We start from the raw sequence: 24,654 nt of genomic DNA, 5'->3' as shown, positions 1-24,654 counted from the left end.
ATTTTAGATTTTGCAATTGCCACCTACTACTTACCTGACTCAAAGACGGATAAACAGCTAGAAGACAAAAGTCGCCGACAGCAAAAAATTTTAGACATCACGGATCTGTCCCAGATTCATCTGTGGAGTCAATGCTTTAATCTTTAATCTTTAATCTCAAATCGACTGACTACAATCGGGGTTGAAAGCTTGACTGCAGTTGCATTCTTTTTTATACCTTGGTGTCGGCAGGGGTTTTTCCTTCTCTATCGAGGTTGACTGGTGGAAGTTGTTCTCATAATTTTGGCTGTCACCGCAGCATTGGGGGCGGCAATCGAAGTGCTGCTGCGGGTGCTGCTGGGTTTTGGTAATCCCTTGATTTATATTGCCGATGCCGAGTGCGGCTATTTGTTGGCGCCCAACCAGAAGGTGCGCCGCTTGGGCAACCGGATTGAGATTAACGAGTATTCGATGCGTAGCGGAGCGATCGCCCCGATGGCCCCTCCACAAACTCTGCGCGTCTTGCTATTGGGAGATTCTGTCGCCAACGGGGGTTGGTGGACACATCAGACAGATACAATCTCGGAAATTATGGCTCGGAATTTGAGACTGCAAGTACAGCATCTGGCGAGCGATGCACAATTAGGTTCACAAGTCAACTATTCAAATTTTGAAGTTCTCAATGCCTCAGCCAATTCTTGGGGGCCGAGGAATCAACTTGCTTACGCCAAGCGGTTCGGTGTTTTTGGGGCAAAGGCTTTGGTTTTGCTGCTCAATACAGACGATTTGTTTGCATCGCCTCCTTGCGATCTGGTTGTGGGGCGCGATCGATCTTACCCGGATCACAAACCTCGATCGGCTACGCTAGAGTTATTGAGCCGCTACCTGCTACCTGCTGTGCCGACTCGCCCATTGGCAGCACCCGGAGCCACAAGCGGCGATGTAGTAGGCTGCAACTTAGAGGCTATTCGCCAAATCCAGAAAATAGCTGTATCCGCCAACATCAAGTTTTTGTTAGCCATCACGCCCAAGCGCGGCGAACTCGGCGGCCCGGGCCCTCGCGACTGGGAAGTCAAAGCTAGAGCGCGTCTCGCCGAACTCGTAGAAACAGAGAAAATTACTTACATAGATTTTCTTCCCATTTTCAATTGTGCGGCCGAATTTCCAACTTTGTATCGAGACAGCATTCACCTGAGTCCTCAAGGAAATCAGCTAGTTAGCAAAACCATCAGTCGTCAAATAGTCGCTCTTTTTTGGGATAAATCGTGACTTTACCTAAAGACGGATACTTGCCCACGACTCCGGTTGTCGAGAGCAAAAAAGTTAAAACCTTAGTTCAAGCCGCCAGATTCATCTGCAGAGTCAATCGATTTTAGATTTGAGATTTGAGATTTTAGATTAAAGAATTGAAGCATTGACTTGCGCGAGATAAATACGTTCGGCAAGTTTCATCGGATACAGGTTGTTTATTTCCCCGGTCCTGAGTCTGCTTTCGGAATGAATCCGGGGGCTTATATCCTGGATGCTTTTGGTCGATCTAAAGTCTAAAATCGTTCGATTGAGCGCAACTCGACGCAGGCGCTCGCCGAACTTCTCACGCCGAATTGTCCAATCTCAAATCGACAGACATCGAATCCGGTTGCATGGGAACAGTTACCCTCTTCAACGAACAACAAACCCAAACTGTAAAAGCACCCGGAAACGACACGATTTGTCTCGATTTAGCTAACTTGCAAAGTAGACTGATACTTTTAATCCAGACAATCTCTGACAACTTCAGAGAATCCGAATATAGCACACTCATCAGACAGGTCCCAGAGCATGGTGGTATCCCACAAAGCTTTAAGGAAAATCCCTAAAGCGCTACTCAAACTGGGTGTTTTCTAACCACAGTTGGGGCATTTTAAAATTTTAGAGCCACCTAACTTTTATGGCTCTAACCGTATTTTGCACAAATCAAGGAGGTGTATTCTTCACTGGTTTTGACCAACCTCGAACCGCAAGGATTACAGAGATGCTCTCAAGCCAAAGCTTGAGAGAAGTGAGAGAAAGTCCAAGTCATCATTACTGATGGTTTTATGCAGGCTACTTCAGTCTACACCAATTGTCATGAGTATTACCTAAAAGTCTAGGAAAATATCATCCTAGCAATTGCTCTAGCTCTTTCGGATACCAAGCTTGACCGTCGAGAGCCATTTGCTCGATCGAACTCGCAAGCCGCAGAGCTTTGAGAGCTTGTTCTCCTCCCACAGAAGGCTGATTTCCACCCCGCACGCAATTAATAAAATGCTCCAATTCTGCGTGGAGCGGTTCAATATTGCTGGTGTAAACTTTCTCGATCAACCCATCTTGACGGTAAAGCACCTGACCGTAATCCGTCACGTAATTGGCGGTTGTTTGCCGGTGAATCAAGATTTCGTTGTTGAGAAAATCTGCCTCTGTCAGAGAATTCTTGCAGTGAGCCACGATTGAACGGAGTTTGCGGTGTGTCACCTTACTGGCAGTCAGGGTGGCGACAATGCCGTTAGCAAAGTTCAGCGTCGCTGTCACGTAGTCTAAATAACCTGAATCTGAGGCCCTGCTGCCGCTGGCGGTCAGCTTCACCACTTGGGAATCTGCCAATTCCAGGAGCAAGTCGATGTCATGGATCATTAAATCCAAAACTACCGATACGTCGTTAGCCCGCTGGGAATAGGGACTCATCCGGTGAGCTTCCAATGCCAGTAACTCTTCAGTTTTCAGCACTTTGCCGAGTTCCTGAAAAGCTGGATTGAAGCGCTCGATGTGACCCACTTGTAAAATCCGGTGGGCCTCAGCAGCCGCGTTGACCAAAGATTCGGCTTCGGCAATGCTAGCCGCGATCGGCTTTTCAATTAAAACGTGAACACCCGCTTGGAGACAAGACATCCCCACAGGGTGATGCAGGCGAGTTGGAACGGCGACGCAAACTGCATCTACGTGGGCGAGCAAATCTCGGTAGTCTTCAAAGAAGCGAACCCGGTATTTGCTTGCTACATCTATTCCCCGCTCTACATTTATGTCTGCAACACCCACGAGCTCGATATCTTTTAGCAAGCTCAGAACTCGCGTGTGATGCTGGCCCATATTGCCAACCCCAATCACCCCAATGCGGAGGGGTTCAGGTTGACTTCGCTGGGCGAAAACGTTTGCGTATCCCAATGACATCCTATCTAGCACTCCTGGATTCTCCTCCACCACCACAGGAATCAAGCCCCTTGGCTTCCCTCAGCTACTCACAGCCATCCAGATAGTACCACAGTCAAACTATTTGTGAAGAATTTCTAAGTTCAGTTGCGATTATCCCATCGGGCAATTAAGCAGAAGCTACTTATACACAAGGGCAGAATACTGGCGTAAAGTTTTTGGAAACTGCGTATTGACAAAATTTATTAAGTATGTATAAGCACCGGGACGATCGTCCGCAGCATCGCAACAACACAAACCTGTCGGAATATTTGGCGATTACGATCAAACATTTTTCTGATTTCTGTTCAAAAGTAATAGTTAAAGCCATAAATTATACAAATACAACAGAGGACGCATCCGTATTACTTCGGTTATTTACATTCGGCAATCTTTGACTTCAAAAAAATTTACACCCTAGTCGATACCGAACCCGAACCAGTTCCCGAACCTCTCGCCGTTGGGGGCACAGCTTTAGCATTGGCAGGTTTAACCTGGTTAAAACACAAGAAAAAAATGGCAGTTTGAAGTGCGATCGCACCTCAACAATTAACCAGTCAGAAGTCATTTTTCAGAAAATATTCGAGTTGCAAAATTTTTCTCTCGATTCGGAGACAGAGCTCTGGCTTTCAAAATCGCAGCTACCAAAAACGCATAGGACAAAACTCCCACCAACGCCAGCAAAAGTACGCTGGCTGCTCCCGACGCATTCCACAAAGCGTGAAGTGCCGAAGCACTGAAATAGCCTACGCCCAAAATTTGCCAGCGCTTCCTGGGTTTGAGGGCGCTCAAACCGATAAAATATCCCAAATAGCCACTGTAAGCCATGTGTCCGGCGGCGGAACCCAAAATGCGGGGAATTAGCAACTGCAATCCTACTAATTGTCCGGCGTCGGGCCCTGCTTGCAGGGTGACATTTTGGATGACATTGGGAACGTACTGTCCCAGAGTTTCTAACAGTGTAAACCCGACTGCTGAGGCACTTCCTAACAGAATTCCGTCTAAAGGTTCCCACACGCCGATTCGATCGCGCCACGGATTTCGCAGCCAATTTCCCAGCAACATCGCTCCCAAAACGGGCAGGGCTTTCAGCAATTCTTCCATCAGACCCGCCCCGAAAAACATTCTGGTCAAAAAAGGCAAAAAACTGATTGTTTCGCCTTCGGTTGGCAGGCGACCGGGCAAAATTTCTCTAAATACTAATATAAATCCAATTAATAAGGGGCTGATCACAATCAGGACTGTAGCTAAAGCCGAACCAAGCAAGACCCACCAAGGCTTGTGTTTGCCGCATAGTTGATAGATAAAGTAGTAAGCCGCACCGGCGAGGTAAGCTGACAGCAGCAAGTTGAATGCTGCAGAATTTCCAACGGCGACAAACATCGATACGACAACAATAACTGTGGCAATACCTGGATATAAGTAAGCTTTTTGGCTTAATTGTTTGCCCGTGGAGGCGATCGGGAATAATTGAGTTAAAGTGAGAGCGTCTTTTTCGCTACCAGCAAAATTGCCCGTTTGTGGTGCTCTTAATCCGGGTTGATTCTGGTAAGGGGTTACGGGAGATTCAAATATAAATTCAGGGCCGTCAAGGCCGAGACTGATGCGATCGCCTGTTTCTAAAGTTTGGCAGCCTGAGAGCTTTTTTCCGTTGATATAAGTTCCGTTAGCGCTGTTGAGGTCGCAAATTTCCCATCTCGTCAAAGTACCCTGAGTTAGGGGACGGATCAGGGCGTGGCGACGGGAAACCATGCCGTGGGCGATCGACTCTAAAGCTATTTGACAATTGCGATCGCGTCCGAGGACCAATTCCCCATCTTCAGAAAGTTGGTACTTGGATACTGGGGTTCCCACAGCGTCTTTGGCTGGCACTTGTCGCAGAAATCCGATTTCATTAGTCATGAGTTATGAGTCATTAGTCATCAGTCATTAGTCATTAATCATGAGCTCGCGAGCTGTTAGCTGATGTTATTTTTGAGCAGTCTTTATTCCACAGTTATTGGTTGTTAGCTGCTGACTAATTACTAATTACTAATTACTCATAACTGCTGACTAATGACTAATGACTAATAACTCTGCTTATAGATTTGCCCTGGCATCCTGAACGGCTGCATAGAAAAATATGCCAGTTAGCGGTACGCTCAGGGCGAGGATGATGCCCGTGACTAAATTGCCAAGTTGAGCTTCTCCCGATGACAGCTCAAAGATGGAGCCGACTGCCGCGATCGCAGTGATGCACGAAAGAGCTAAGAGTAAACCACTTTTCGGAGTTCCTGCCATCATACTGATTTTACTGCCTTTGGCGAAAATTTCTGCTTGACTAATGCTTCATTCAGTGCGAGCTTGTTTTCTACTCTGTCTACAAACAGCACTCCGTTGAGGTGATCCATTTCGTGCTGAATTGCCCTCGACAGTAAGTCTGTTGCTATCAGGGTTTGTGGGCGGCCGTATTCGTCGCGGTAGGAGACTTCAATGACTTCTGGGCGTTTGACTTCTAAATAAACTCCTGGAATACTCAAACACCCTTCTTGCAAGATGCAGACATCGCTGCTGCTACTTTTGATGGTGGGGTTGATCAAAACCATTGGGGGTGTGGCGGGGTTTTCCGGGTCGCAGTCGAGCACGATTACTTGTTTGTGGACTCCGACTTGGGGGGCAGCCAAACCGATGCCATCCGCACTGTACATGGTTTGCAGCATTTCTCGGACTAGCTGCCGAATTTCTGCATCGACGCTTTTGACGCGCTTAGCTGGCTGCCGCAGGACGCGATCGCCTAATGTGTGTATTGTTAGGGGCGGTTTTTCTAACTTTTTCTTTTCAATCAAGACCTGAGCCGTCATAGAACCTCGCGGGATGTTTGGAAACCCCCAACGAAAGCTGTTGGGGGATGGAATTGGAACCAATACTATTATTTCCAATATTAATCTAATTGTGAACTACCCAGCGCTGATGCTATCGCATACAGCGTGGGCTTCTGTCTTCGTAGGGGAGTGCCTCAGATTGGACTTACGCCCCACCTTTGGACTTACCTTCCCTCCAACAGCAGAGACGGCCGTTCCATCCGTCTTTAGCATTCTGATACCTTCATTCCTGATATTTGTTGCAGCATTGCCATCTCTGTCGTGATGAGTGCCACAGTGAGAGCAAGTCCACTCGCGCACATCTAGAGACATTTCCGAGACTTGATGCAAACAAACTGAACAGGTTTTGGAGCTAGGGAACCATCGATCAATTTCTACTAACTTACCGCCTTTGCGGTCTAATTTGTAGCTCAGGAAATTGACAAACATTCCCCAGCCAGCATCAGAAATAGCTTTAGCTAAGCAATGATTACGAACCATGCCTTTAACATGAAGATTTTCTACTATGACAACTTGGTTTTTGTTGACCAGCTTTGCGCTGAGTTTATGCAGAAAATCCTGCCGACTATTGGCTACCCGTTCGTGTACCTTAGCAACTGATTTTTTAGCTTTTTTGCGAGAATTACTACCATCCTTTTTACGCGCTAACTTTTGCTGCTTACGCTTGAGATTTTGTTGATATTTTACAAAATGTTGAGGAGTCTCAAACTTAGAAATCTTAGTGCCGTCGGCAACGATCGCAAAGTGTTTTAATCCTAAGTCAATCCCAACGATTTTCCCAGAGGTATAAATTTCTCGCTTTTCACCTTCAATCTCAAATAAAATTGCAGCAAAGTATTTACCTGAAGGGTTTTGGCTAACTGTGACAGTTTTGATTTTTCCGTCAATCGGTCTATGTAATTTTGCTTTGACTACTCCAAGTTTAGGGAACTTGAGTTCAGAGTCAGAAACGACTTGAACATTTTGGGGGTATTGAATCGACTGCTTATGCTTTTTTGACTTGAACTTAGGAAACTGAGCTCTTTTGTCAAAAAAGTTTTTATAGGCAGTCGTGAGATTAAGCGTGGCCGCCTGTAGCACTTGACTGTAGCAGTCACTTAACCATTCATATTCCTTTTTTAGCGCTGGCAGTAAAGCATTTAATGCAGATTGTCCAAGCCCTTTGCCAGTCTCTTGATAGACTTCAATGGACTTATTAAGCGCGTAATTCCACCACCAACGAGCGCAACCAAAACTCTGTGCCAGATGCTGGGACTGCCGAGCGGTAGGGTATAAACGAACTTTGACAACTTTGCGTAGCATTTACTTACTGCTAATTGCTATTAATAGTAAATATTATATCAAAGGTTTTGCCGATCTGCAAAGATCGCAAAGCGAACAAGTGGGCATCGAACCCACTTGTTCTGTACGCTTTCATCCCGGCACTCAACGGACTACCATTAGAGTGCGGGACTTCCCGCTTGTTAGTTAAGTAGCCATGACTGGAAACGCACCAAACCAACGGCCGGTTATTTCTCTGGGGCTTTCGCCCGTTTTAGTGGCGGTAGAGCTTTTAGCTGCGATCGCGATTTTGCTGGCTGTGTTGCTCATCGTCAAGTTTTGGGCCGTTTTGCCCGATCGAATTCCCATTCATTTCGGCTTGGGGGGGCTGGCTGATGCTTGGGGCGACAAGGTGACGATTTGGATCTTGCCGGCGGTGGCTGCGATTATTTTTGGGGTTTTAACTGCGGTATCGCGCTATCCGCATACTTTTAATTATCCGGTACGGATTACTTCTGAGAACGCTCACCGGCAATATCTGTTGGGGCGAGGCCTTTTGGTTTGGCTGAAGGCGGAGATTTGCTGGCTGTTGGCGTTTGTGGTGCGGCAGCAAATTCTTGTCGCTTTGGGCAATGCTCAAAGGTTTAGTATGGAGTTGCTTTTAGGGTTAGTTGTTTTGATGTTTGGGACGGTTGGCGTGTATTTGCTCAAGGCTTATTCTGCTCGCTAGATGTAGCGCCAAAAACTTACATCTACCCCAATACCCAGTTTATTTGTATTAATAAAAATCAAGCCCCGATGATATTATGTCCTGACTACCAAAGAAATAAAATTAGTTTGTAGTCAGGACTAAACTCGTCATATAACTTTGAGGACTAAAGTCCTCATTACAAACATTTTTGAGGGCAGCTAATTGACAATCAAGCATCCAGGATATAAGCCCCCGGATTCATTCCGAAAGCAGACTCAGGATCCAGAAATAAAAAACCTGTATCCGATGAAACTTGCCGAACGTATTTATCTCGCGCAAGTCAATGCTTCAATTCTGTAATCTAAAATCTAAAATCTAAAATCTCAAATCGATTGACGGGACATGAGAGGAATCACAGGCGAGAGGTTTGTGCTACGGTAAACGCCGATCGACTAACCCATCAGATATGTTTGCTGATTGTTCATCGGCAATACTCGCAGCCGTTGATTTTTCAAATCTGGTTCTAATCCTAGTTCTTCCATAGGAATCACGCCCAACAAAACAGCGGAAACGCCTTCTGGTAACTCTAAACAATCAAATCTCCCTTCTCTCCCTTCTATAATAATTTGAGCACCTGCAAAAATTCGACTTTTTGTGATGCCAGCCGATGTTTCTACATCTCTTTCTCCTACTTGTTTTAAACCGAGTTGGCTAATAACGGGAGCTGGCAGGGAAAGCAGTGTCGCTCCGGTATCGACAATAACGTTATCGATCGTCACAGAGCGAACTTCCTCAGCAGAAATGAATCCCCGTTCAGCCATAACTAGATCGATGCGATTCGTGACGGCGATTGTTGTAATAACTTGACCCTTTTGTTTGCCTTGCAGATTGGGGAGTACGAGTGTCATATTATTTACCTATTTTAAAATTTTAAATTAATTGACAAGTCTTGAACGCGGATAAATTAAAGCATCAGATATGTTTGTTCTTCATTCATCGGCAATACTCGCAGCCGTTGATTTTTTAAATCTGGTTCTAAGCCTAGCCTTTCCATCGGAATCACGCCTAGCAAAATCGCATCAACTCCTTCGGGCATTTCAAGGCAGTCAAACACTGCTTGTCGCCCTTCAACTTCCAGCATAATATCTTGAAAAATCCGCCCTTTTCTGATTCCCGCAGCAGTTTCTACATTGGTTTCTCCAAGCTGGCTTAAACCTAACTGGCTGATAATGGAAGCTGGTAAGGCAAGCAGAGTGGCTCCGGTATCTACTAAAACTTTATCGATAGTTAATGAACGAATTTCACCCGCAGGAATGAACCCCCGCTCAGCTAGGACTTGATCGATGCGATTCGTTACGGTGATTGTTGTAAGAACTTGACCCATTTGTTTGCCTTGCAGATTGGGCAGCACTAGTGTCATATTATGTTACCTTTTTGACTGCAATTGGTGGAGATTTATATTGTAATATTATCTAGAATCCTGCTTGGTTAGTTAAAATCGTTTTAGTGACCGGCTAAAATTAGAATTTGCCTCAACGCATGACACCAGAAAACAACTCTTCTCAACCCAATCGCCCTGAGTCTAACGTGACTGTAGAAAGTCAGAACGGTGCGAACCCTACTGTGGCACCAGAATCAGGGACAATCGTCGCTACTGCGGAACCGGAAAAACCGGTGCCGCCGCCTCCAACTCGCAAGGTTTTTTTGCCACAGCAGCCGGAACAAACGACTACTGAGAAGTCGGGATCGGTGCTGACGCTGGGGTTGATCGCAGCGATGATTTTTGGGCTCGCCAATGACAACATTTGGCTGGGCTTAATGGGCGCTGTCGGTGCGATCGGCGTATCGCTGCGGTTGATGTGGCCGAGTTGGGGCAAAATCTGGGCGCAGGTAATTCCGCCGACTTGGCGCACTCTGATCGTCGCCTGCTTCGGGCTTTTAGCTGGGATTGTTGGCTTGCTGATGCTCAGCGGTAGTAATACTGAACCGGGAAGCCGCAACATCCAAATCAACTGGGACGCCATCGGCGCTCTCGGCGAGCTGATCGGCGCTTTGGGCCAAATTTTGATCGCGATTTTGGGCGTTTACGTGGCTTGGCGGCAGTACGTGATCTCGAAAGATTTGACGATTCAGCAAAATCGAATTACGCAGCAGCAAACGATCGATGCTTATTTTCAAGGGGTTTCCGACTTAGCCCTTGACGAACAAGGGTTTTTGGAAGACTGGCCGCAGGAAAGGGCGATCGCAGAAGGCCGCACCGCTGCGATTATGAGCAGTGTAGATGCTGAAGGTAAAGCTAAAATTCTGCGGTTTTTGTCGCAGTCGAGATTGGTTACTCCTCTGAAGCGCGATCGGCTTTTAGGCCGCCCCATCCTTGACGGCGACGGCGGCTACGCTGAAGATAGAGATCACGGTATCCGCGTTATCGATCTCAATGTCATGTTAGCGGGTGCTGACCTGGCTGGCACCGATTTGCGGTGGACGGATTTGAGCGAAGCCAACCTCGTCCGCGCCAATCTCAGCAAGTGCGATTTAGTGAAAGCCAACCTCTCGCGCGCTGTCTTGTACGACGCCAATCTCGCTCGCGCCGACATGAGAGCGGCCGCATTATTCTACGGCTCAGCACAAACTGCATCCCCCCGCAGCCGTACCGAATTTCCCAACTATCAAACGGGTGAACATACCGGCGCTGTGGTTGAACGTGTTGATTTCACCGGTGTCAAGCGGCTGTCGGAGGATCAGCGCTATTACTGCTGCGCTTGGTGTGGCTCGAAGTCGAGAGAGACTATTCCCGGCGGCTGCGAAGGGATTCCCAATAAACTCGGACGTTAAAATTAGCAGTACGCCTGTACTTACGTATATATTTGGCGATCGCTCGGCAGCGGACTATACTTTAATTTTAAATCAACAGTCTTGCGCTGTTTTAGCCATGACAAATACTGATTTAGGGTTAGAAGTAATTCCGCGCCTGGATCGCTCCAAAAGCGGGACGGGTTAATTTTTGTAATTGCTATGTGGTTTCTGAGCCGATCGATAATGGCGATCGGGATGCAGGTAATTGCCCCTTTAGTCTGCCAGAAACTGCCCGTGTATGGGATTCGGCAGCCTCTAGGTTTGGTAAGTGGCTGACTTCCCAAAAGTGGCGGGGAACTGTTTTCGGACTGGCACGGTAAATGGTAGCTCGAAATAGCTAATTTAGGATACAGCTATGCAGATGACGATCAGCACCATTCTGTAGCTTTTTATCCCCTGTTTCCTTTGCTGATGCGCGGGTTGACTACTCTTATAATGCAAATAGAATTAGCAGGTACTTATTAATACTTGGGATTTTTTGGGGCATTATTTGTGGTTACAAGCTGTTAGTCAAGTTGCGAGTATTTAGGGCGGTAGCTATTTCTGGAATTTGCGAAAAAGGCTGAGCATTACAGTCAGCTATTTCGGTTTTGGATCTTTAGCGTTACTGATTAACTTCGGTACTCGGCAATCTGTTCATCCCTAAGCTTACGGCATTGTTTTGCTCTCGATGGGGCTCGGTTTAGTGTTGAATAGTCAGCCTCGTTGGGAATATGCTGTTAAGCTAATCCGCATTTAAATTGCATAGTAAAATAAATTTTTACTCTTGTGGGGAGTAGGGGTTGGGCCCGAAAGCCCGCCCTCAACATACAAATTAAATGCACAACAGCTTATGACAGTATTGGCTACATTCCTGCTGTACATGACTGTTAAATTTACTGCGTGTAGGTAGCTTAAGATAGTTTTCCATATCTTTTGCCCAAACTTAATTTACTCTATTTCCCAAGCTGCCTGAAAAAAGTCTCTTTCACACAGCATAGCGTAGTGATAGGTTGCTTCTACTTCCGGCGTAGCTTCGGCGTAGCGATCGACCAAACTTTCCAGCCGTTTTGCTAAAATCTCAAAATCTGGGCTGCTATAGGTCGAAATCCAGTCGCTAAAGGCGTGTTCCGGTATATTAGGTTTAGCTAGCTGCTGTCCCAAAAAAGCATACAACCGCAAGCAAGGAGTCATGGCGGCTACTGTCAAACCCACACCGTTTCCCCAGGCTGTCGCTAATAAAAAATCTGTGTAGCGGCGGGTAGCGATTCCCGGTTTTGCCCCTTGCAAGTTTACACCCCATTTGGCTGCATATCCTTGATGCAAACGAAGTTCTTCTAAAACGCCACTACCGAGATTGTGGAGGATTTCAAACCCCTCCCAGTCGGGTGCTTTTGCCGCAGCGATACTATAAGCGCGAGCGAAGGCTCCCAGAAAAAATGCGTCTTGTGCAACGTAATATGCAAAACTATTTTGGGGGAGGCTGCCGTCAGCAATGCCTCTAACAAAGGGATGTTCCAGACAAGCTTCGCTTAAGTCTTGATTTGCTTGCCAAATATCATTGGAATTGGTCATGCAATTTTGAATCTCTGGGTTATGATTGTAATTTTTATAGTCTGACTAAACATCTATGATAACAGATATTTTCGCTGTGCGTCAGTCTTATGGTATCTTTTATTTTTCGTATTTAAGAAAATAGATAAGTTTTGGTATGCGGCTATTTTGGGGGCTGCTGTTGTCTGGCTAAAAGAGCGAAATTACGTGCAGAACCTCTCTCGTGAAGTAGCCAGGGTGTTTGGGGAAAAAGAAACTTTTGATTTAACGGTTGAAAAGCCGATTTTTAAACAGAAACTGCAATGAACGATACACCTAAGTATTCCTTGGTAATTCCTATCTATAACGAAGAAGAAAATCTCGCTGAATTGTATCGGCGCATTAGTGCCGTGATGGCTCGAATGGACGGCCCAGTAGAATTAATTTTAATCAATGATGGCAGTCGCGATCGCTCTCTCGAACTTTTGCGAGAATTGCACGAAAAAGACTCGCGAATTTGTTACCTCAGCTTTGCCCGCAATTTCGGTCATCAAATAGCTGTAACTGCTGGTTTAAACTTTTCTAGAGGTCAAGTTGTAGTCATCATGGACGGCGATTTACAAGACCCGCCAGAGCTAATTATAGATATGGTAGAACAGTGGAGGCAGGGCTATCAAGTTGTTTACGCTCAACGCACTCAACGCCGTCAAGAAGGTTGGTTTAAGCGGTTGCCCGCTTATATGTATTATCGCATTTTGCGCCATCTTGCTGATGTTGATATACCCATAGATACCGGAGATTTTTGTTTGATGGATAGGTGCGTCGTGGATGTCCTCAACGCCATGCCAGAACGCAATCGTTACATTCGGGGACTGCGGGCTTGGATTGGTTTTAAACAAACGGCGGTTAAGTTTGAACGTGATCCGCGTTTTGCTGGCGATGTTAAGTATACCTTCAGTAAATCTTTTGCTTTGGCGATGAACGGTTTAGTATCTTTTTCAAAAGTTCCCCTCAGACTTTCGATTTATATGGGGTTATTTGCTGCATTTATATCTGTGTTAATGGCTTTTTTGATTTTGTATTGGCGGCTTTTCTATCCAAGTTCTGCCTTAACTGGTTTGACAATTGTGATGATGGCGGTTTTCTTTTTGGGTGCGGTGCAGTTGGTGAGTATTGGAATTTTGGGCCAGTATATAGGGCGGATTTATGAGGAGGTGAAGGGCAGGCCACTTTATACGCTGGCAGAAGTGGCGGGTTTCGATCCATTTCGTCAAAAAAATGGTAAATAAGCAGGACATTTTTACTATCTTGACGGCTTAAAGATAGCGGTTGTATGGTACGTCTGCTTAATCACCTGAACCCTGAACCACATTCAAAATGCGGGTAGTTGATTCATTATTTGCTACTTAATTTCAGCCGATATAAACTCCTGATGCCATTGTTGAGCGACTCTATCCCATCCAAATGAATCTTTAAGAGCTAATGCTTCCTGTCTTAAAGAGTCTTGTTTCTCAGGATTTTTTAGCAAGTCTATCACTGCTGCAATAAAAGCATTATTAGTTTCCTCATCGCCCGCAGGCCCCTTAATTCTGATACCTGATTTTACAGTGTCATCTAAACCTGCATAAGTTGTCACCACAGGAACACAACCAGCAGCTTGCGCTTTCCAAGCACTAATACAGAAAATCTCCGCCGCAGTATGACAAGGATAAACCCAGATGCCTGATTTGAATAATTCTTCCACTAACTCCTTGTGTCCAATCCTGCCATGTTCATAGACATTTTCTTGCTCGAAAAGTTGTAAAAGTTTTTGCTTTTTATCTGGTAAGTATGGAAATTTATCAATATAAGGTGAATTAATTAAAGCATCAATTCCTTGCCAACCATAAAAAATATGTAATTCAACATCAGGCACTTCTTTGAGAACTTGATCCCATTGAGTCAGTAAATTTTCAATACCTCTTGCATAATCACTAATCGAAATTAGCCTTTTGGGATTTCTAGCAATTCCTGTTAAATTGAAATCTTCGAGATTAATCCCATTGGTTGTTAAAAAAATCTTGTCTTCAGGAATCCAGTCTGGGAGCAGAGATTTATGAAAATTTGACAACATAAAAATTTTGTCAAAACTTGCCAGAAATTCTAAACGCTGAGACTCTTCTACAGGAGGAAATAATTGCGGGTTATCGTGCATCCAGACAGCAGTTTTTCGAGCTTTCACTTTCATACGCATAGGTTGTGTCCAAACACGATGAAAGATTAAGACATTAAAGTTATCTTCGGTATTGAATTTCTCAACTGACTGATAAACTACTCCCTTATATTCCCCTTCCATATCACCGCAGCGATTAAAAACAGTAACCTGGTAGCCTAATTTAACTAATTCTTGACTTAAGTAAATAATCGCTTCTTCACTTCCGCCAATACCTTTATTCACAGATAGAGGAGACCAATCTTCTAGATGAAATGGAAAATTGGAATAAATTACAATTGAGTTATTGTCCCAGTTCATATTATTTGACTATTCCAAATTTTTGACATAGATATTGTAGAGTAAAATTAGATATTTGTCAAATAAATTTCCTAAATCAAGAGGATTTAATTTTGTGTCACTGACTCACACAACATTGTTAACGTCGTTTTTTGATTGATACACACTTTTTCTATGACTGTCATCACATCATCAGCAAATAACTGTGCTGTTCGATCGCTTATTACAGGCTGTACATAAATAAAGTTGCAAAATAACTGCTCATTTAGCGTGAGAACACCTAACCAAAAACAATCACCACTAATATGGTGAGGAGTAGCAAAGTATAATTCCTTAACCTTTAGCTTATCGGCTTGATGTCGAAATTTAAATTTGCCTCTATTGGAAATTGAAAAAAGATTATTTCTTCCCATAGTATCTTCTTTACTCACTATAGACTTAATAACGAGTTCCTTGATGGTATCCATGTCAAGATTACGTAATTTACCTTGTAGTAGTTTAGTTATATGGACACCGCTAATTAAAGAATCATGTATTCGGGATTTACATTCTCTAGCTAAATCCCAAAAAGATGTCTTTGGCTCAATTAACTGATTAAAACCCAGCGCAGATATAAAACAACCTAGATTTTGGCCTGTGATTTCAGGATCACAATATTTTCTCAAATCTACAGGTAAACCATAGGAGAAATTTACCTGTGTATCTATTGATAGTAATTTGCCAGCAGCAAATAGCATAGCCGCACACATAGCACCATGCACAGTGGTTTTTTCTTGTTTGCATTTATCAATTAGTATCTTAGTCTTTTCTTGACTAAGCATTCGCGGTAGCATCCGAGTCAAACGTTCATTTGCGGATGCTTGATGTTCAATAATTAATTGTGGTGGTAGAGTTTGTTGTTCATTTGCGAGTTGAGGATTTTCTCTTGGGTGTTGAGTGGGAATATTATAAGTAAGTACATTTTCTATGGGAGCAAGAAATTCTAGTGATTCTACTTGAGATATATTCTCTCCTTCTTTAATTGCCTGATAATAAAATAACAAATCATCAATAAAGCGCATACATGATATGCCATCTACAATTCCATGATGAAAGGTAATAATCATTTCACAGGTATTTTGATGTTGATGAGAATACAAAAGAGTTAAACGACACAGAGGATTTTTCCCTGGTGTGAATTTTGTATGTAGTTCTTTTTCAGCAATTTTAATTGCTTCATTTTCATCTTGTTTGTATATAACTTGTACGGGAATTTCTGTTATGCCTGTCGATTGAAAATATAATCCATCCTCAGACTCAACAATGTAAACTTGGAGCATGGGATGACGCTGTTGGACTAATTTAAGAGCTTGTTGAACAACATCCGGTGTTAAAATCCCTTCCAGAGAGACAAGATTTACAATTAGCCCACCTCCCACATCATGGCCTAGCGCCATCCACATTTCTACCAAACCAAGTTTTCTGCTGAAAGATTTCATTTTTTTTAATTTTCTCTAATTTCAAAGTTTATCTACATTTATGCAATTGCTCAATTATCCCAAATTGAGTTGTATGTAAGTTAGTTTCTTCATCAACCGCAGGTTCATTAATTCTGATACCTGATTTCACAGTTTCATTTGTGTAACTCACTCAATACTTCGGACAGTTTTTGGTTGTCACCGGCATAATTAGGGTTTGAGCCAAGTCACAACTCAGGAAAAATCAACGATTCCAGCCATTTTACCCCAAAGTGTCAGAACTATTGTAACTGACTCATCTGGGAGTGTGACAAAGAGGCCTAGGAACTAGACTAAATAAGGGTGGCAGGTTGTATACCCTGTTGAGAAAAGCAAAGTTTATTTGGAGTTAGGTTCATTAACTCTTGCACATCTACTGAATATTGAGCCAGATCATTGACCCAGGGGTCTCCATCTCAACCAACGCCTTCATGTACTCCGTATGCGATATTTTTTTGTCTGTTATTGAGAGGGCGGCATACATATTTTGATATCGGCATTTTATGAATTTTAGCGCATTTAAATACAGCACCACTTTAGGCGAGGGTTATTAACAACATGATTTTAATGAGTTAGCTTCTCCTTAAGCTAGTTGCTTCGCGCATTGTAACATCGAGCTTTACCATTTCGGAACCTTTCTTCAATTGCCATGCGCTGGCTGTAACCATCGCTCTCTAGTGACAACGAGCCTAAATCTGTGAGAATAAACTTGCGCGTCTTTAAGTTTAGATCCCTGATAGTTGCGTTTCTATTTACAGGCAAGATCAAACCCTGCTAAGGGTCGGGTTTTCCTGAATCTTACTCCTTGAAAGTATAAACCAGTTGCTGGTTCTACTCCTAGCTGACGAGGTGACAACCGAGTTGAAAGACTTATCATCGCAAGCTGTTTTAAGCGTATTCCGTTGTGATGGTAGTGCGATTGTCTCTAGTTTTTTTTGGGAGTTTACCGATCGATTGAGTGCTTCAGATGATAACTTTGCCTCCATTGAAGCCGCCGTAGAAGAAGGATGCACCGTTTATGGCAACCTGCTGAAAACCATTGGGCTTATCCGACCCGTCAACGGTGGAGAGGCGATGACCATAGTGGTGGGAATCTTGGCTGGTACCACCTTGCCAATTTTGCCCGTGCAGATTCTCTGGGTGAATATGGTGAGTTCCGTCGCCCTTAGTGCCACTCTAGCTTTTGAGCCCTTATAGGCTGACACTATGCGCGGTTTGCTCCTCTTGCGTAATGTGATAGCGATCGTCAGTCTAATTGGCGCGGCTGGAATTTATGCGTTTTATCGCGAATTTCCTAATGGTAGTGCTGGCATTAATGACTATGGCACTGTGCTGTGGTGGAAGCGAATGTTGATGAGTACGATCGGCTCTGATTACTTTCCGAAAACAGCCCAAGGGCATGTGTTTTGTTTTTTACTGGCGTTGTGTGCGATCGCCATATGCGGTTATTTGACAGCAACGCTGGCTACATTTTTTGTGAGTCAGAATGCTGAGAGCGATCGATCAGAAATAGCGGCTACACAATCAATTCAAGCAGTGTCAACCGAAATTACTGCACTGCCAAGGTTCAATCCTGCTTGACCGAAGAACGAGACGCAAGCCCCTGGCTTTAGACATGGGGATAAGTAGGTAGCGGTTTCAACCGCCTTCAGTATTTAACAATTCTTAAGGTAAAATTAGTGTAGTATGCAGATTAGTGCTGTATAACTCTACTATGAGTGTTAATTACAAATCAAATAAAAATGTTGTCTACTCGTGCAAGTACCACATTGTGTGGTGTCCGAAATATCGTCGCAAGATTTTAGTTGAGGGGGTCGATGCCCGTTTAAAGGAGATATTGTTAGAGGTGGCGACTGAGTTTAACAGTGAATTAATAGAAATGGAAGTAATGCCAGATCATGTTCACCTCTTAGTCGAGTGCGATCCTCAATTTGGAATTGCCAAGCTAATTCGATACATGAAAGGACGCTCTTCCAGATATCTCCGTCAAGAATTTCCTTGGTTAAAAAGTCGATTGCCAACCCTGTGGACGAATAGCTACTTTATTGCGACTGTTGGCGGTGCGCCTATTTCAGTAATCAAGCAGTACATTGAAAATCAAAAAAATGTCTAGCTATGGATGTCAGCAAAATTTAATTAGTCCAAATCGAGAGTTAAGAAGCGTTCTAGAGTTTGTATGCGAAGAGTCGAACAAACTAGCCAACTGCGGGACTTACTACTCTCGACAACTGTATTTCAAGACCGGGAGGATTCCCGGCAAGTATGACTTGCACAAATTATTCAAGGAAAATCTTCATTTCAAAGCGCTGTATTCCCATGTTGCTCAACAAACGTTGACCAGTGTTGCGGAATCTTTCAAGTCATATATTGGATTGCTCAAGGGAATCAAAAGTGGCACAGTAAGGCAACATCCTAGACTACCCAAATACCGCAAAAACAGCTTAAAGCTTGTGACCTTCCCAAAGGCAGACGTAAAGCTAAAGAATGGGCAATTGAGGTTCCCATTAGGCAGTAAGGTTAAATTGTGGTTTGGAATTAGTGAATTTTATTTGCCCATGCCGTCCAATCTCGACTACAAGACAATTAGAGAGATTCGTATTTTGCCAAGAAATGGACAATTTTATGCCGAGTTTGTCTACCAACTTCAGTCAAGAGCGATCGAATTAGATGTCAGCAAAGCTCTGGGTATCGATCCAGGGTTGAATAATTGGTTAACTTGTGTTTCCAATGCGGGAACAAGTTTTATCGTAGATGGACGGCATCTAAAATCATTAAATCAATGGTATAACAAGCGAGTTGCAGCGATTAAAGAGCATAGACCTCAAGGTTTTTGGTCTAAGAGATTGGCGCATATTACAGAGAAGCGAAACAGGCAGGTCAGAGATGCAGTTAACAAAGCGGCTAGATTAATATTGAAACACTGCCTAGAAAATCAGATAGGCACAGTCGTTTTTGGCTGGAATAAAGAAATGGGTCAAGAGATTAATCTTGGCAGCAAAACAAATCAAAATTTTGTGCAAATTCCTACCGCTCGATTGAAAGATAGGATTTCCCAACTTTGCGAACAATATGGCATTCGGTTTATCGAAACCGAAGAAAGCTATACGAGTAAGGCGAGTTTTTTAGATTCGGATGAATTGCCTAAGTGGGCGTGAAAAAACTGAAGGGTGGAAAGAATCTGGGAAGCGCGTTAATCGCGGATTGTATCGTTCAAAAGATGGAAGCAAAATCAATGCAGACTGCAACGGTGCGGCGAATATTTTGCGAAAAGTAGCGGCAACTTTAGGGTTATGCCTTAAAAGAGTCAGTAGAGGCGCTTTGATTTCGCCTTTGAAGGTTCGTATTTGGACTCTTCAAGAATCCCCATCCCTTTAGGGCTGGGGAGTATCAAGAAAAGGTTTAGACCTGTGAATTGCTAACCTTGGATTTGAGCATGAGGTCGATCGCTCTCGATGCGATACTAGAGAAACGATGATGTCTGTCCAATTATAGATCACCTTTTACTCTAAACTCTTCCAAGCGAGAGATGATTTTTGATTTGGGGAAATTTACTATAATAATACCCTCTAGCAACTCACATAAAACTACTTAAAATAATGGGAAAAACAAGCCGAATAAATTCATGACAGAGAATAAAAAAAAACTTGATCCAGGATAAATCCTATATTGCACTGTTCAATAGTGCGGACTATTTTTCTAGGGCCCAATGGCTAATTTTCTATGACTTTGAGCCCCGGTGGATAATTAAATCAATGTCATCTCCACTCCTGACTTGCATTTAATTCGACTTTTTTATGTTCCTTGCCCTCTAAAGCTTGTAGTATCATCCCCCAAAAAACCAACTGTATTGAATGTCAACCTGGTTATATTTATTACATTGACACGAGAAACTCATGGAAAACACATTGTTCGATCGCACATTCCGCGACAGCGAAGGCCAAATTGTTATAGCTCAGATGCCAAATCTACCACTGAGTGTCGGGATTATAGCTAGTTTATTAACGCTCATTGTTACAACAGGAAAAGTTAATCTAGGATTGGAGCTAGTCGCCTTTGGCTCTTTGTTTACTTGGGCTTGGGAAGAATTATTTCAAGGCGTTAATTACTTTCGTAGAGCATTAGGTCTGATTGTGCTTGTTGGTCTAATTGCGGGGAAACTTCAATAATTAGGTAAGCATAAATCAAATCAAGAAGGTATATAAGCTGTCACGCATTTAAATTGCATATTCTGGGCGGGCGGGACGCCCACCCCACCCCAAGGGGATTGTTTTGTGACATTCAGTTTAAATGCACAACAGCTTAGCACTGGGAGCATCTCAATGAAAGCAGCCCAGCTAGAAATTGGAGTTTTGAGGCAGGAGTTTTGAGGCTCTCTTGCTGCGGGGAAAGAGGAAGAAGGAAGGAGCCCGAATAAGTGTTTTTACAAATATGAGATGCTCCCTCCCGATCGCGGGCATGGTGATCAGTCTTCTGGATATTGATGAAATGCGTGGCGAAAAGACAGAACAACCTTCTGGTTGATGTTGAAGCTAGTTGGCTTGAGGTTTCGGTTAAGATATTTTGTTGTGAATATCTGGAAGAGAAATTATGAAAGGTTTAAAGGGAAAAAACGCACTCATTACTGGAGCGAGTTCAGGCATTGGGCAGGCGATCGCCATTCGTCTCGCCCAAGAAGGTTGCAACATTGCCGTTAACTATCGCAAAAGCTTAGAAGAGGCAGAAGATACTGAAGAAATTGCTCTGCAAAAAGCCTGTGGACAAGCATCGGAATGCGGAGTTGAAACGCTATTAGTTCAGGGAGATGTCTCCAAAGAAGACGAGATCCTTCGTATGGTGAATACTGTCATTGATAAATTTGGTAGTCTCGATATCCTGATTAATAATGCTGGGATTCAAACAGAAAGCGCATCCCATGAAGTGCCAACCGATGAATTCGATCGCGTGATTGCAGTAAATTTGCGAGGTGCATATCTCTGTGCGCGGGAAACTATTAAGCACCTATTGAGTCAGCAACGCCCTGGGGTGATTATCAATATTTCCAGTGTGCATGAAATCATTCCCCGCCCGATGTATATCAGCTATTCCATCAGCAAAGGTGGCATGGGTAATTTAACCAAAACCCTAGCGTTGGAATACGCAAACCGAGGCATCCGCGTCAATGCTATTGCGCCCGGTGCAACAATTACACCGATTAATGAAAGCTGGACTGACAATCCAGAACAAAAGGCAGTAGTGGAAAGCCATATCCCAATGGGACGGGCAGGCACATCGGAGGAAATGGCGGCATCTGTTGCCTTTCTCGCATCAGATGAAGCGGCTTACATTACGGGACAAACGCTCTATATTGATGGTGGATTGACCATCTATGCTGACTTTCGCGAATCTTGGTCTGCCTAAACTGACAATGAACCACTTGCTGAGTTGCGGAATGACTGTGAACTGCTGAAATTGAGGGATAGGTTTCATAAGAAATGATTCTTTTGGATAAATTTAGGCTCGCTGCGATCGAGCCTAAATTGGCGTTAAATAGCGCCTTGATTATGAACCGCAGAGGGCGCAGAGGACACAGAGAGGGGAGAAGATGATCAAGGGGATATAAAACCCATATTTGGGATTACTTGTAACTAGATTCTACCAAGATGACAGGAAGAGGACTGGTTTCTAATACGGCTTGAGAAACTGAACCTACTAGCACTTGTTCCCAAGGTTGATGCCCTCGTTTTCCGATCGCAATATATGTCACTTGCCGAGCTTGCGCCACGCGGATAATCTCCTCTGGCACTGTACCAGAAAGACTCAGGAACTCATAGCGAATATCTGATAAGATTCGTTGTGCTTGTTGTTGTAATTGGGCGATCGCCTTTTTATCTCCCAGGTTATCCACATACAAAACAATCACATCCCCGTCACTGCGCCGAGCTAAGTCTGCGGCCTTAGTTAAAACATCTGTTGTTAGGGGGGAAGTGTCTACGGCGGCGAGAAAAACTGGACGACCGGAAATAGCTACTTTTGTCGGGTCAACTTCGCCTTTTTCTAATAGTTTGGGAGCAAAGGTAGGAATTGCCCATGCACCCAAGGGAGCGGTTACTAAAATTGAGAGGGCTGCGATCGCCAAAATCGTCTCGCCACCAGCAATCCCCTGAGCTAGAGGAATCGCCCCAATCGCCGCTTGCACCGTTGCCTTAGCCGAATTTCCTGCTAGCAAAAACAGCCGTTCTTTCCCAGTCCAATTACTACCCAAGGTGGAAAGATACCAACCGAGCGATCGCCCAATCAGAGTCCCAATCGCCAACACCAACAAACCAACCAGCAAGGTATTGCCTAATACATTAAGTTGAATACTGGCTCCCAGCAGCACAAACAAAATAATTTCCGCGATCGTCCACAAACTATCAAAGCCACCCCGCAGCCTTCGTGCTAAAGGTGCATCCAACTCAATCAGGAAAAACCCCGCCGCCATGACAGCCAAATAGCCAGAGAAAACCGGAATATGTTCGGCTGATACTACCAGCCCTAGGGCAAAGCCAGCAGCGACTAGGGAGTCCTGAACCGCAGTTTTAGTCCAGTTTTGCTTGACTAATAGTGACACCAAAATTCGAGCAGTCACCCATCCCAACAGCACCCCCAAGGTAATTTGGATGATGATTTGAAATGGCAGTAATTGCAGAGGGCTGAGGGTGATTCCTCCCAGTAAGGTAATGGTTGTAGCTTTCCCTTGGGACAGAAACGCTAGCAGTAGGCTAAACACCAGCAAAAGCAATACATCTGACAAGGCACTTCCAGTCAGAATGGCATCGGGAATTCCTTTTTTTACTCCCCAACCTAGACTTTTTAACCGCAGCATTCCGGGAACAATTACTGCTGGAGATTCTGCGCCAATGATGCAGCCTAGCAGTAGCCCCGTCAAAAAATCAAACTGAAGTAGCCACATCGCAGCGACAGCAATAGAGATAGCCTCGCAAGCTGCAGGGAGAAAGCCTAATCGCAGCGCCACGGTTCCCTGTTGGGATAGCTTTTCGCGATCGAGTCCTAACCCCGCCTTCATTAAAATCACCATCACGGCAATGGTGCGAAGGGAATTCGCTGCGCCCAAAACCTCTGGGCTAATGACATTCCCCAGTTGTGGGCCTAATAAAATGCCCACTAGCACCATACCTACCAGTGCTGGAGCTTTCAGCCGTCGAGCAATCTGCCCGACAAAAAAGCCCATTAATAAAATCCAGATCATACTTTCTAACATCACGCCACCTTGAAGCTGAATGGATGAACGTGACTTGTAGGGGAAAGATCGATCGACGCCTCCGCACCATCCTACCCTTCCGCCACAAGTCGGAACAGTAGGAGCCATCAGCCTTTTAAACGTTATGAAGATTATTAATAACGAAGGGCGGTTTCGGCGAGCTCCATCGCCATCATTACTTTTATAGCACTATTGAAGCTCATCTTCCATTTCCGTGCCCCTTCCCTAACGCTATTTAAGGGAGGATTTTTCCCGTATAATTTCATTGATTCTCCAATATTGATGAATTTAGGGTGCTCTGGGTTGCACCTAACCCATATTACTTCTGAAGGTAGCAATGCTGCTCTAGCCCCCAAATGCTGCTACAATAATGAGTTGTGAACTTCTTTTTTTCTTTGTTTTTTTTCTTTCTTAAGTCTGCGTGTTCAGTGTTCTTTGCGGTATCTAAAAAAATACTCATGTTGAAACTTTACGAATATTCTCTATCTGGGAATTGCTACAAAATCCGCTTGCTTTTAACTCAGCTTAACATTCCCTGCGAGCGACGGGAAATTGATATTATAAAAGGAGAAAGCCGAACTCCTGAATTTTTGATTAAAAATCCTAACGGGCGTATTCCTGTTTTAGAAATAGAACCGGATAATTTTCTATTTGAATCTAATGCAATTATGTTTTATTTGAGCGAAGGAACAGAGTTTTTCCCCAGTGATAAAGTTGAACGCGCTCAAGTCATGCAGTGGTTATTTTTTGAACAGTACAGCCACGAACCTTTTATTGCTACTTCTCGTTTTTGGTATTTGACAGGTAAAGCTGAAGAATATCAAGAAGCACTTAAACAAAAACAAGCACCGGGTTATGGTGCTTTGGGGGTGATGGAACAGCATTTAGCAAACCATGCTTTTTTTGTTGGCGATCGCTATACTATTGCTGACATCGGTTTATTTGCTTACACTCACGTTGCGGGCGAGGGCGGATTTGATTTAACCAGATTTCCGGCAATTCAAACTTGGATCGAGCGAGTAAAAAATCAACCTCGATATATTAGTATCGCACATAAATAAAAGTTG

At 44.1% G+C, this 24,654-nt stretch carries 22 protein-coding genes, 1 pseudogene and 1 riboswitch; of the genes and pseudogenes, 12 read left to right on the top strand and 11 right to left on the bottom strand.

All coding sequences use genetic code 11. The features are described 5' to 3' along the window. The first annotated feature begins 261 nt into the window (after nucleotides 1-261). A complete protein-coding gene (locus QUB24_RS07640; protein WP_333152090.1) occupies nucleotides 262-1,248 on the top strand; it encodes an SGNH/GDSL hydrolase family protein in 987 nt (328 codons plus the stop codon). Nucleotides 1,249-2,118: 870 nt separating this feature from the next. Here QUB24_RS07640 and QUB24_RS07635 read toward each other — a convergent pair. Continuing rightward, complete coding sequence (locus tag QUB24_RS07635; protein WP_333152088.1) at nucleotides 2,119-3,165, bottom strand: Gfo/Idh/MocA family oxidoreductase; 1,047 nt, start codon at nucleotides 3,163-3,165, stop codon at nucleotides 2,119-2,121. 351 nt (nucleotides 3,166-3,516) lie between these two features. Between QUB24_RS07635 and QUB24_RS33570 the strand changes: the two genes are divergently transcribed. Further along, entirely contained in the window at nucleotides 3,517-3,711 is a 195-nt protein-coding gene (locus tag QUB24_RS33570) for a PEP-CTERM sorting domain-containing protein (RefSeq protein WP_445300390.1), read from the top strand. Between the two features lie 36 nt (nucleotides 3,712-3,747). Here the strand turns inward: QUB24_RS33570 and QUB24_RS07630 are convergent, their stop codons facing one another. The 4 genes from QUB24_RS07630 to QUB24_RS07615 all read right to left on the bottom strand — a co-directional run bounded on the left by QUB24_RS07630 (nucleotide 3,748) and on the right by QUB24_RS07615 (nucleotide 7,346). Next, on the bottom strand, nucleotides 3,748-5,085 hold the full coding sequence (locus tag QUB24_RS07630; RefSeq protein WP_333152086.1) for a PrsW family glutamic-type intramembrane protease: 1,338 nt from the start codon (nucleotides 5,083-5,085) through the stop codon (nucleotides 3,748-3,750). Nucleotides 5,086-5,262: 177 nt separating this feature from the next. Continuing rightward, entirely contained in the window at nucleotides 5,263-5,463 is a 201-nt protein-coding gene (locus QUB24_RS07625) for a hypothetical protein (protein WP_199292547.1), read from the bottom strand. Next, nucleotides 5,463-6,023, bottom strand: a complete 561-nt coding sequence (gene def / locus QUB24_RS07620; protein WP_333152083.1) for a peptide deformylase — start codon at nucleotides 6,021-6,023, stop codon at nucleotides 5,463-5,465. Before def ends, QUB24_RS07625 begins: the two co-directional genes overlap by 1 nt. Nucleotides 6,024-6,119: 96 nt before the next feature. Further along, on the bottom strand, nucleotides 6,120-7,346 hold the full coding sequence (locus QUB24_RS07615; RefSeq protein ID WP_333152081.1) for an RNA-guided endonuclease TnpB family protein: 1,227 nt from the start codon (nucleotides 7,344-7,346) through the stop codon (nucleotides 6,120-6,122). A gap of 175 nt (nucleotides 7,347-7,521) precedes the next feature. Between QUB24_RS07615 and QUB24_RS07610 the strand changes: the two genes are divergently transcribed. Then, complete coding sequence (locus QUB24_RS07610) at nucleotides 7,522-8,034, top strand: DUF1648 domain-containing protein (RefSeq protein WP_333152079.1); 513 nt, start codon at nucleotides 7,522-7,524, stop codon at nucleotides 8,032-8,034. Nucleotides 8,035-8,447: 413 nt separating this feature from the next. On the opposite strand, the gene QUB24_RS07605 is transcribed toward QUB24_RS07610, so the two are convergent. Continuing rightward, nucleotides 8,448-8,903, bottom strand: a complete 456-nt coding sequence (locus tag QUB24_RS07605) for an aspartyl protease family protein (protein WP_333152076.1) — start codon at nucleotides 8,901-8,903, stop codon at nucleotides 8,448-8,450. Between the two features lie 56 nt (nucleotides 8,904-8,959). Further along, nucleotides 8,960-9,415, bottom strand: coding sequence for a retroviral-like aspartic protease family protein (locus tag QUB24_RS07600; RefSeq protein WP_333152074.1), 456 nt, complete (start codon nucleotides 9,413-9,415; stop codon nucleotides 8,960-8,962). Between the two features lie 119 nt (nucleotides 9,416-9,534). Between QUB24_RS07600 and QUB24_RS07595 the strand changes: the two genes are divergently transcribed. Then, nucleotides 9,535-10,827, top strand: coding sequence for a pentapeptide repeat-containing protein (locus QUB24_RS07595; protein WP_333152072.1), 1,293 nt, complete (start codon nucleotides 9,535-9,537; stop codon nucleotides 10,825-10,827). Between the two features lie 951 nt (nucleotides 10,828-11,778). Here the strand turns inward: QUB24_RS07595 and QUB24_RS07590 are convergent. Beyond that, complete coding sequence (locus QUB24_RS07590; protein ID WP_333152070.1) at nucleotides 11,779-12,402, bottom strand: TenA family protein; 624 nt, start codon at nucleotides 12,400-12,402, stop codon at nucleotides 11,779-11,781. Nucleotides 12,403-12,683: 281 nt separating this feature from the next. Between QUB24_RS07590 and QUB24_RS07585 the strand changes: the two genes are divergently transcribed. Further along, nucleotides 12,684-13,649 carry a glycosyltransferase family 2 protein gene (locus QUB24_RS07585; RefSeq protein WP_333152068.1) on the top strand — a complete coding sequence of 322 codons (966 nt, stop codon included), beginning with the start codon at nucleotides 12,684-12,686 and terminating at the stop codon, nucleotides 13,647-13,649. A 113-nt stretch (nucleotides 13,650-13,762) separates the two neighbouring features. Here QUB24_RS07585 and QUB24_RS07580 read toward each other — a convergent pair whose 3' ends face one another. Beyond that, the gene (locus QUB24_RS07580) at nucleotides 13,763-14,872 is read right to left on the bottom strand and encodes a glycosyltransferase family 4 protein (protein WP_333152066.1); all 1,110 of its coding nucleotides are present in this window, start codon (nucleotides 14,870-14,872) and stop codon (nucleotides 13,763-13,765) included. Nucleotides 14,873-14,958: 86 nt separating this feature from the next. Beyond that, nucleotides 14,959-16,329: a condensation domain-containing protein gene (locus tag QUB24_RS07575; RefSeq protein ID WP_333152064.1), complete on the bottom strand. Its 1,371-nt coding sequence runs from the start codon at nucleotides 16,327-16,329 to the stop codon at nucleotides 14,959-14,961. A gap of 981 nt (nucleotides 16,330-17,310) precedes the next feature. Between QUB24_RS07575 and QUB24_RS33565 the strand changes: the two are divergent. The 6 genes and pseudogenes from QUB24_RS33565 to QUB24_RS07550 form a co-directional block, all read left to right on the top strand. Continuing rightward, nucleotides 17,311-17,538: pseudogene (locus QUB24_RS33565) on the top strand (hypothetical protein); the annotation flags it as partial. Nucleotides 17,539-17,553: 15 nt separating this feature from the next. Continuing rightward, nucleotides 17,554-17,928, top strand: a complete 375-nt coding sequence (locus QUB24_RS33560; RefSeq protein WP_445300388.1) for an ion channel — start codon at nucleotides 17,554-17,556, stop codon at nucleotides 17,926-17,928. 133 nt (nucleotides 17,929-18,061) lie between these two features. Then, nucleotides 18,062-18,460 carry an IS200/IS605 family transposase gene (gene tnpA / locus QUB24_RS07565; RefSeq protein WP_333152062.1) on the top strand — a complete coding sequence of 133 codons (399 nt, stop codon included), beginning with the start codon at nucleotides 18,062-18,064 and terminating at the stop codon, nucleotides 18,458-18,460. Beyond that, nucleotides 18,453-19,502, top strand: coding sequence for a transposase (locus tag QUB24_RS07560; protein WP_333152060.1), 1,050 nt, complete (start codon nucleotides 18,453-18,455; stop codon nucleotides 19,500-19,502). Before tnpA ends, QUB24_RS07560 begins: the two co-directional genes overlap by 8 nt. Before the next feature lie 738 nt (nucleotides 19,503-20,240). Next, complete coding sequence (locus tag QUB24_RS07555; RefSeq protein ID WP_333152057.1) at nucleotides 20,241-20,513, top strand: hypothetical protein; 273 nt, start codon at nucleotides 20,241-20,243, stop codon at nucleotides 20,511-20,513. A gap of 421 nt (nucleotides 20,514-20,934) precedes the next feature. Next, entirely contained in the window at nucleotides 20,935-21,744 is an 810-nt protein-coding gene (locus QUB24_RS07550; protein WP_333152055.1) for a glucose 1-dehydrogenase, read from the top strand. A gap of 217 nt (nucleotides 21,745-21,961) precedes the next feature. Here QUB24_RS07550 and QUB24_RS07545 read toward each other — a convergent pair whose 3' ends face one another. Next, entirely contained in the window at nucleotides 21,962-23,587 is a 1,626-nt protein-coding gene (locus QUB24_RS07545) for a cation:proton antiporter (RefSeq protein WP_333152148.1), read from the bottom strand. Between the two features lie 91 nt (nucleotides 23,588-23,678). Next, a riboswitch (Fluoride riboswitch) is annotated at nucleotides 23,679-23,767 on the bottom strand. A 278-nt stretch (nucleotides 23,768-24,045) separates the two neighbouring features. Here QUB24_RS07545 and QUB24_RS07540 point away from each other — a divergent pair. Then, nucleotides 24,046-24,648, top strand: a complete 603-nt coding sequence (locus QUB24_RS07540) for a glutathione S-transferase family protein (RefSeq protein WP_333152053.1) — start codon at nucleotides 24,046-24,048, stop codon at nucleotides 24,646-24,648. Nucleotides 24,649-24,654 lie beyond the last annotated feature (6 nt).

It is taken from the genome of Microcoleus sp. B9-D4 (genome assembly GCF_036705105.1).
Classification (GTDB): domain Bacteria; phylum Cyanobacteriota; class Cyanobacteriia; order Cyanobacteriales; family Microcoleaceae; genus Microcoleus.
This window is presented reverse-complemented; position numbering and strand designations above follow the sequence as displayed.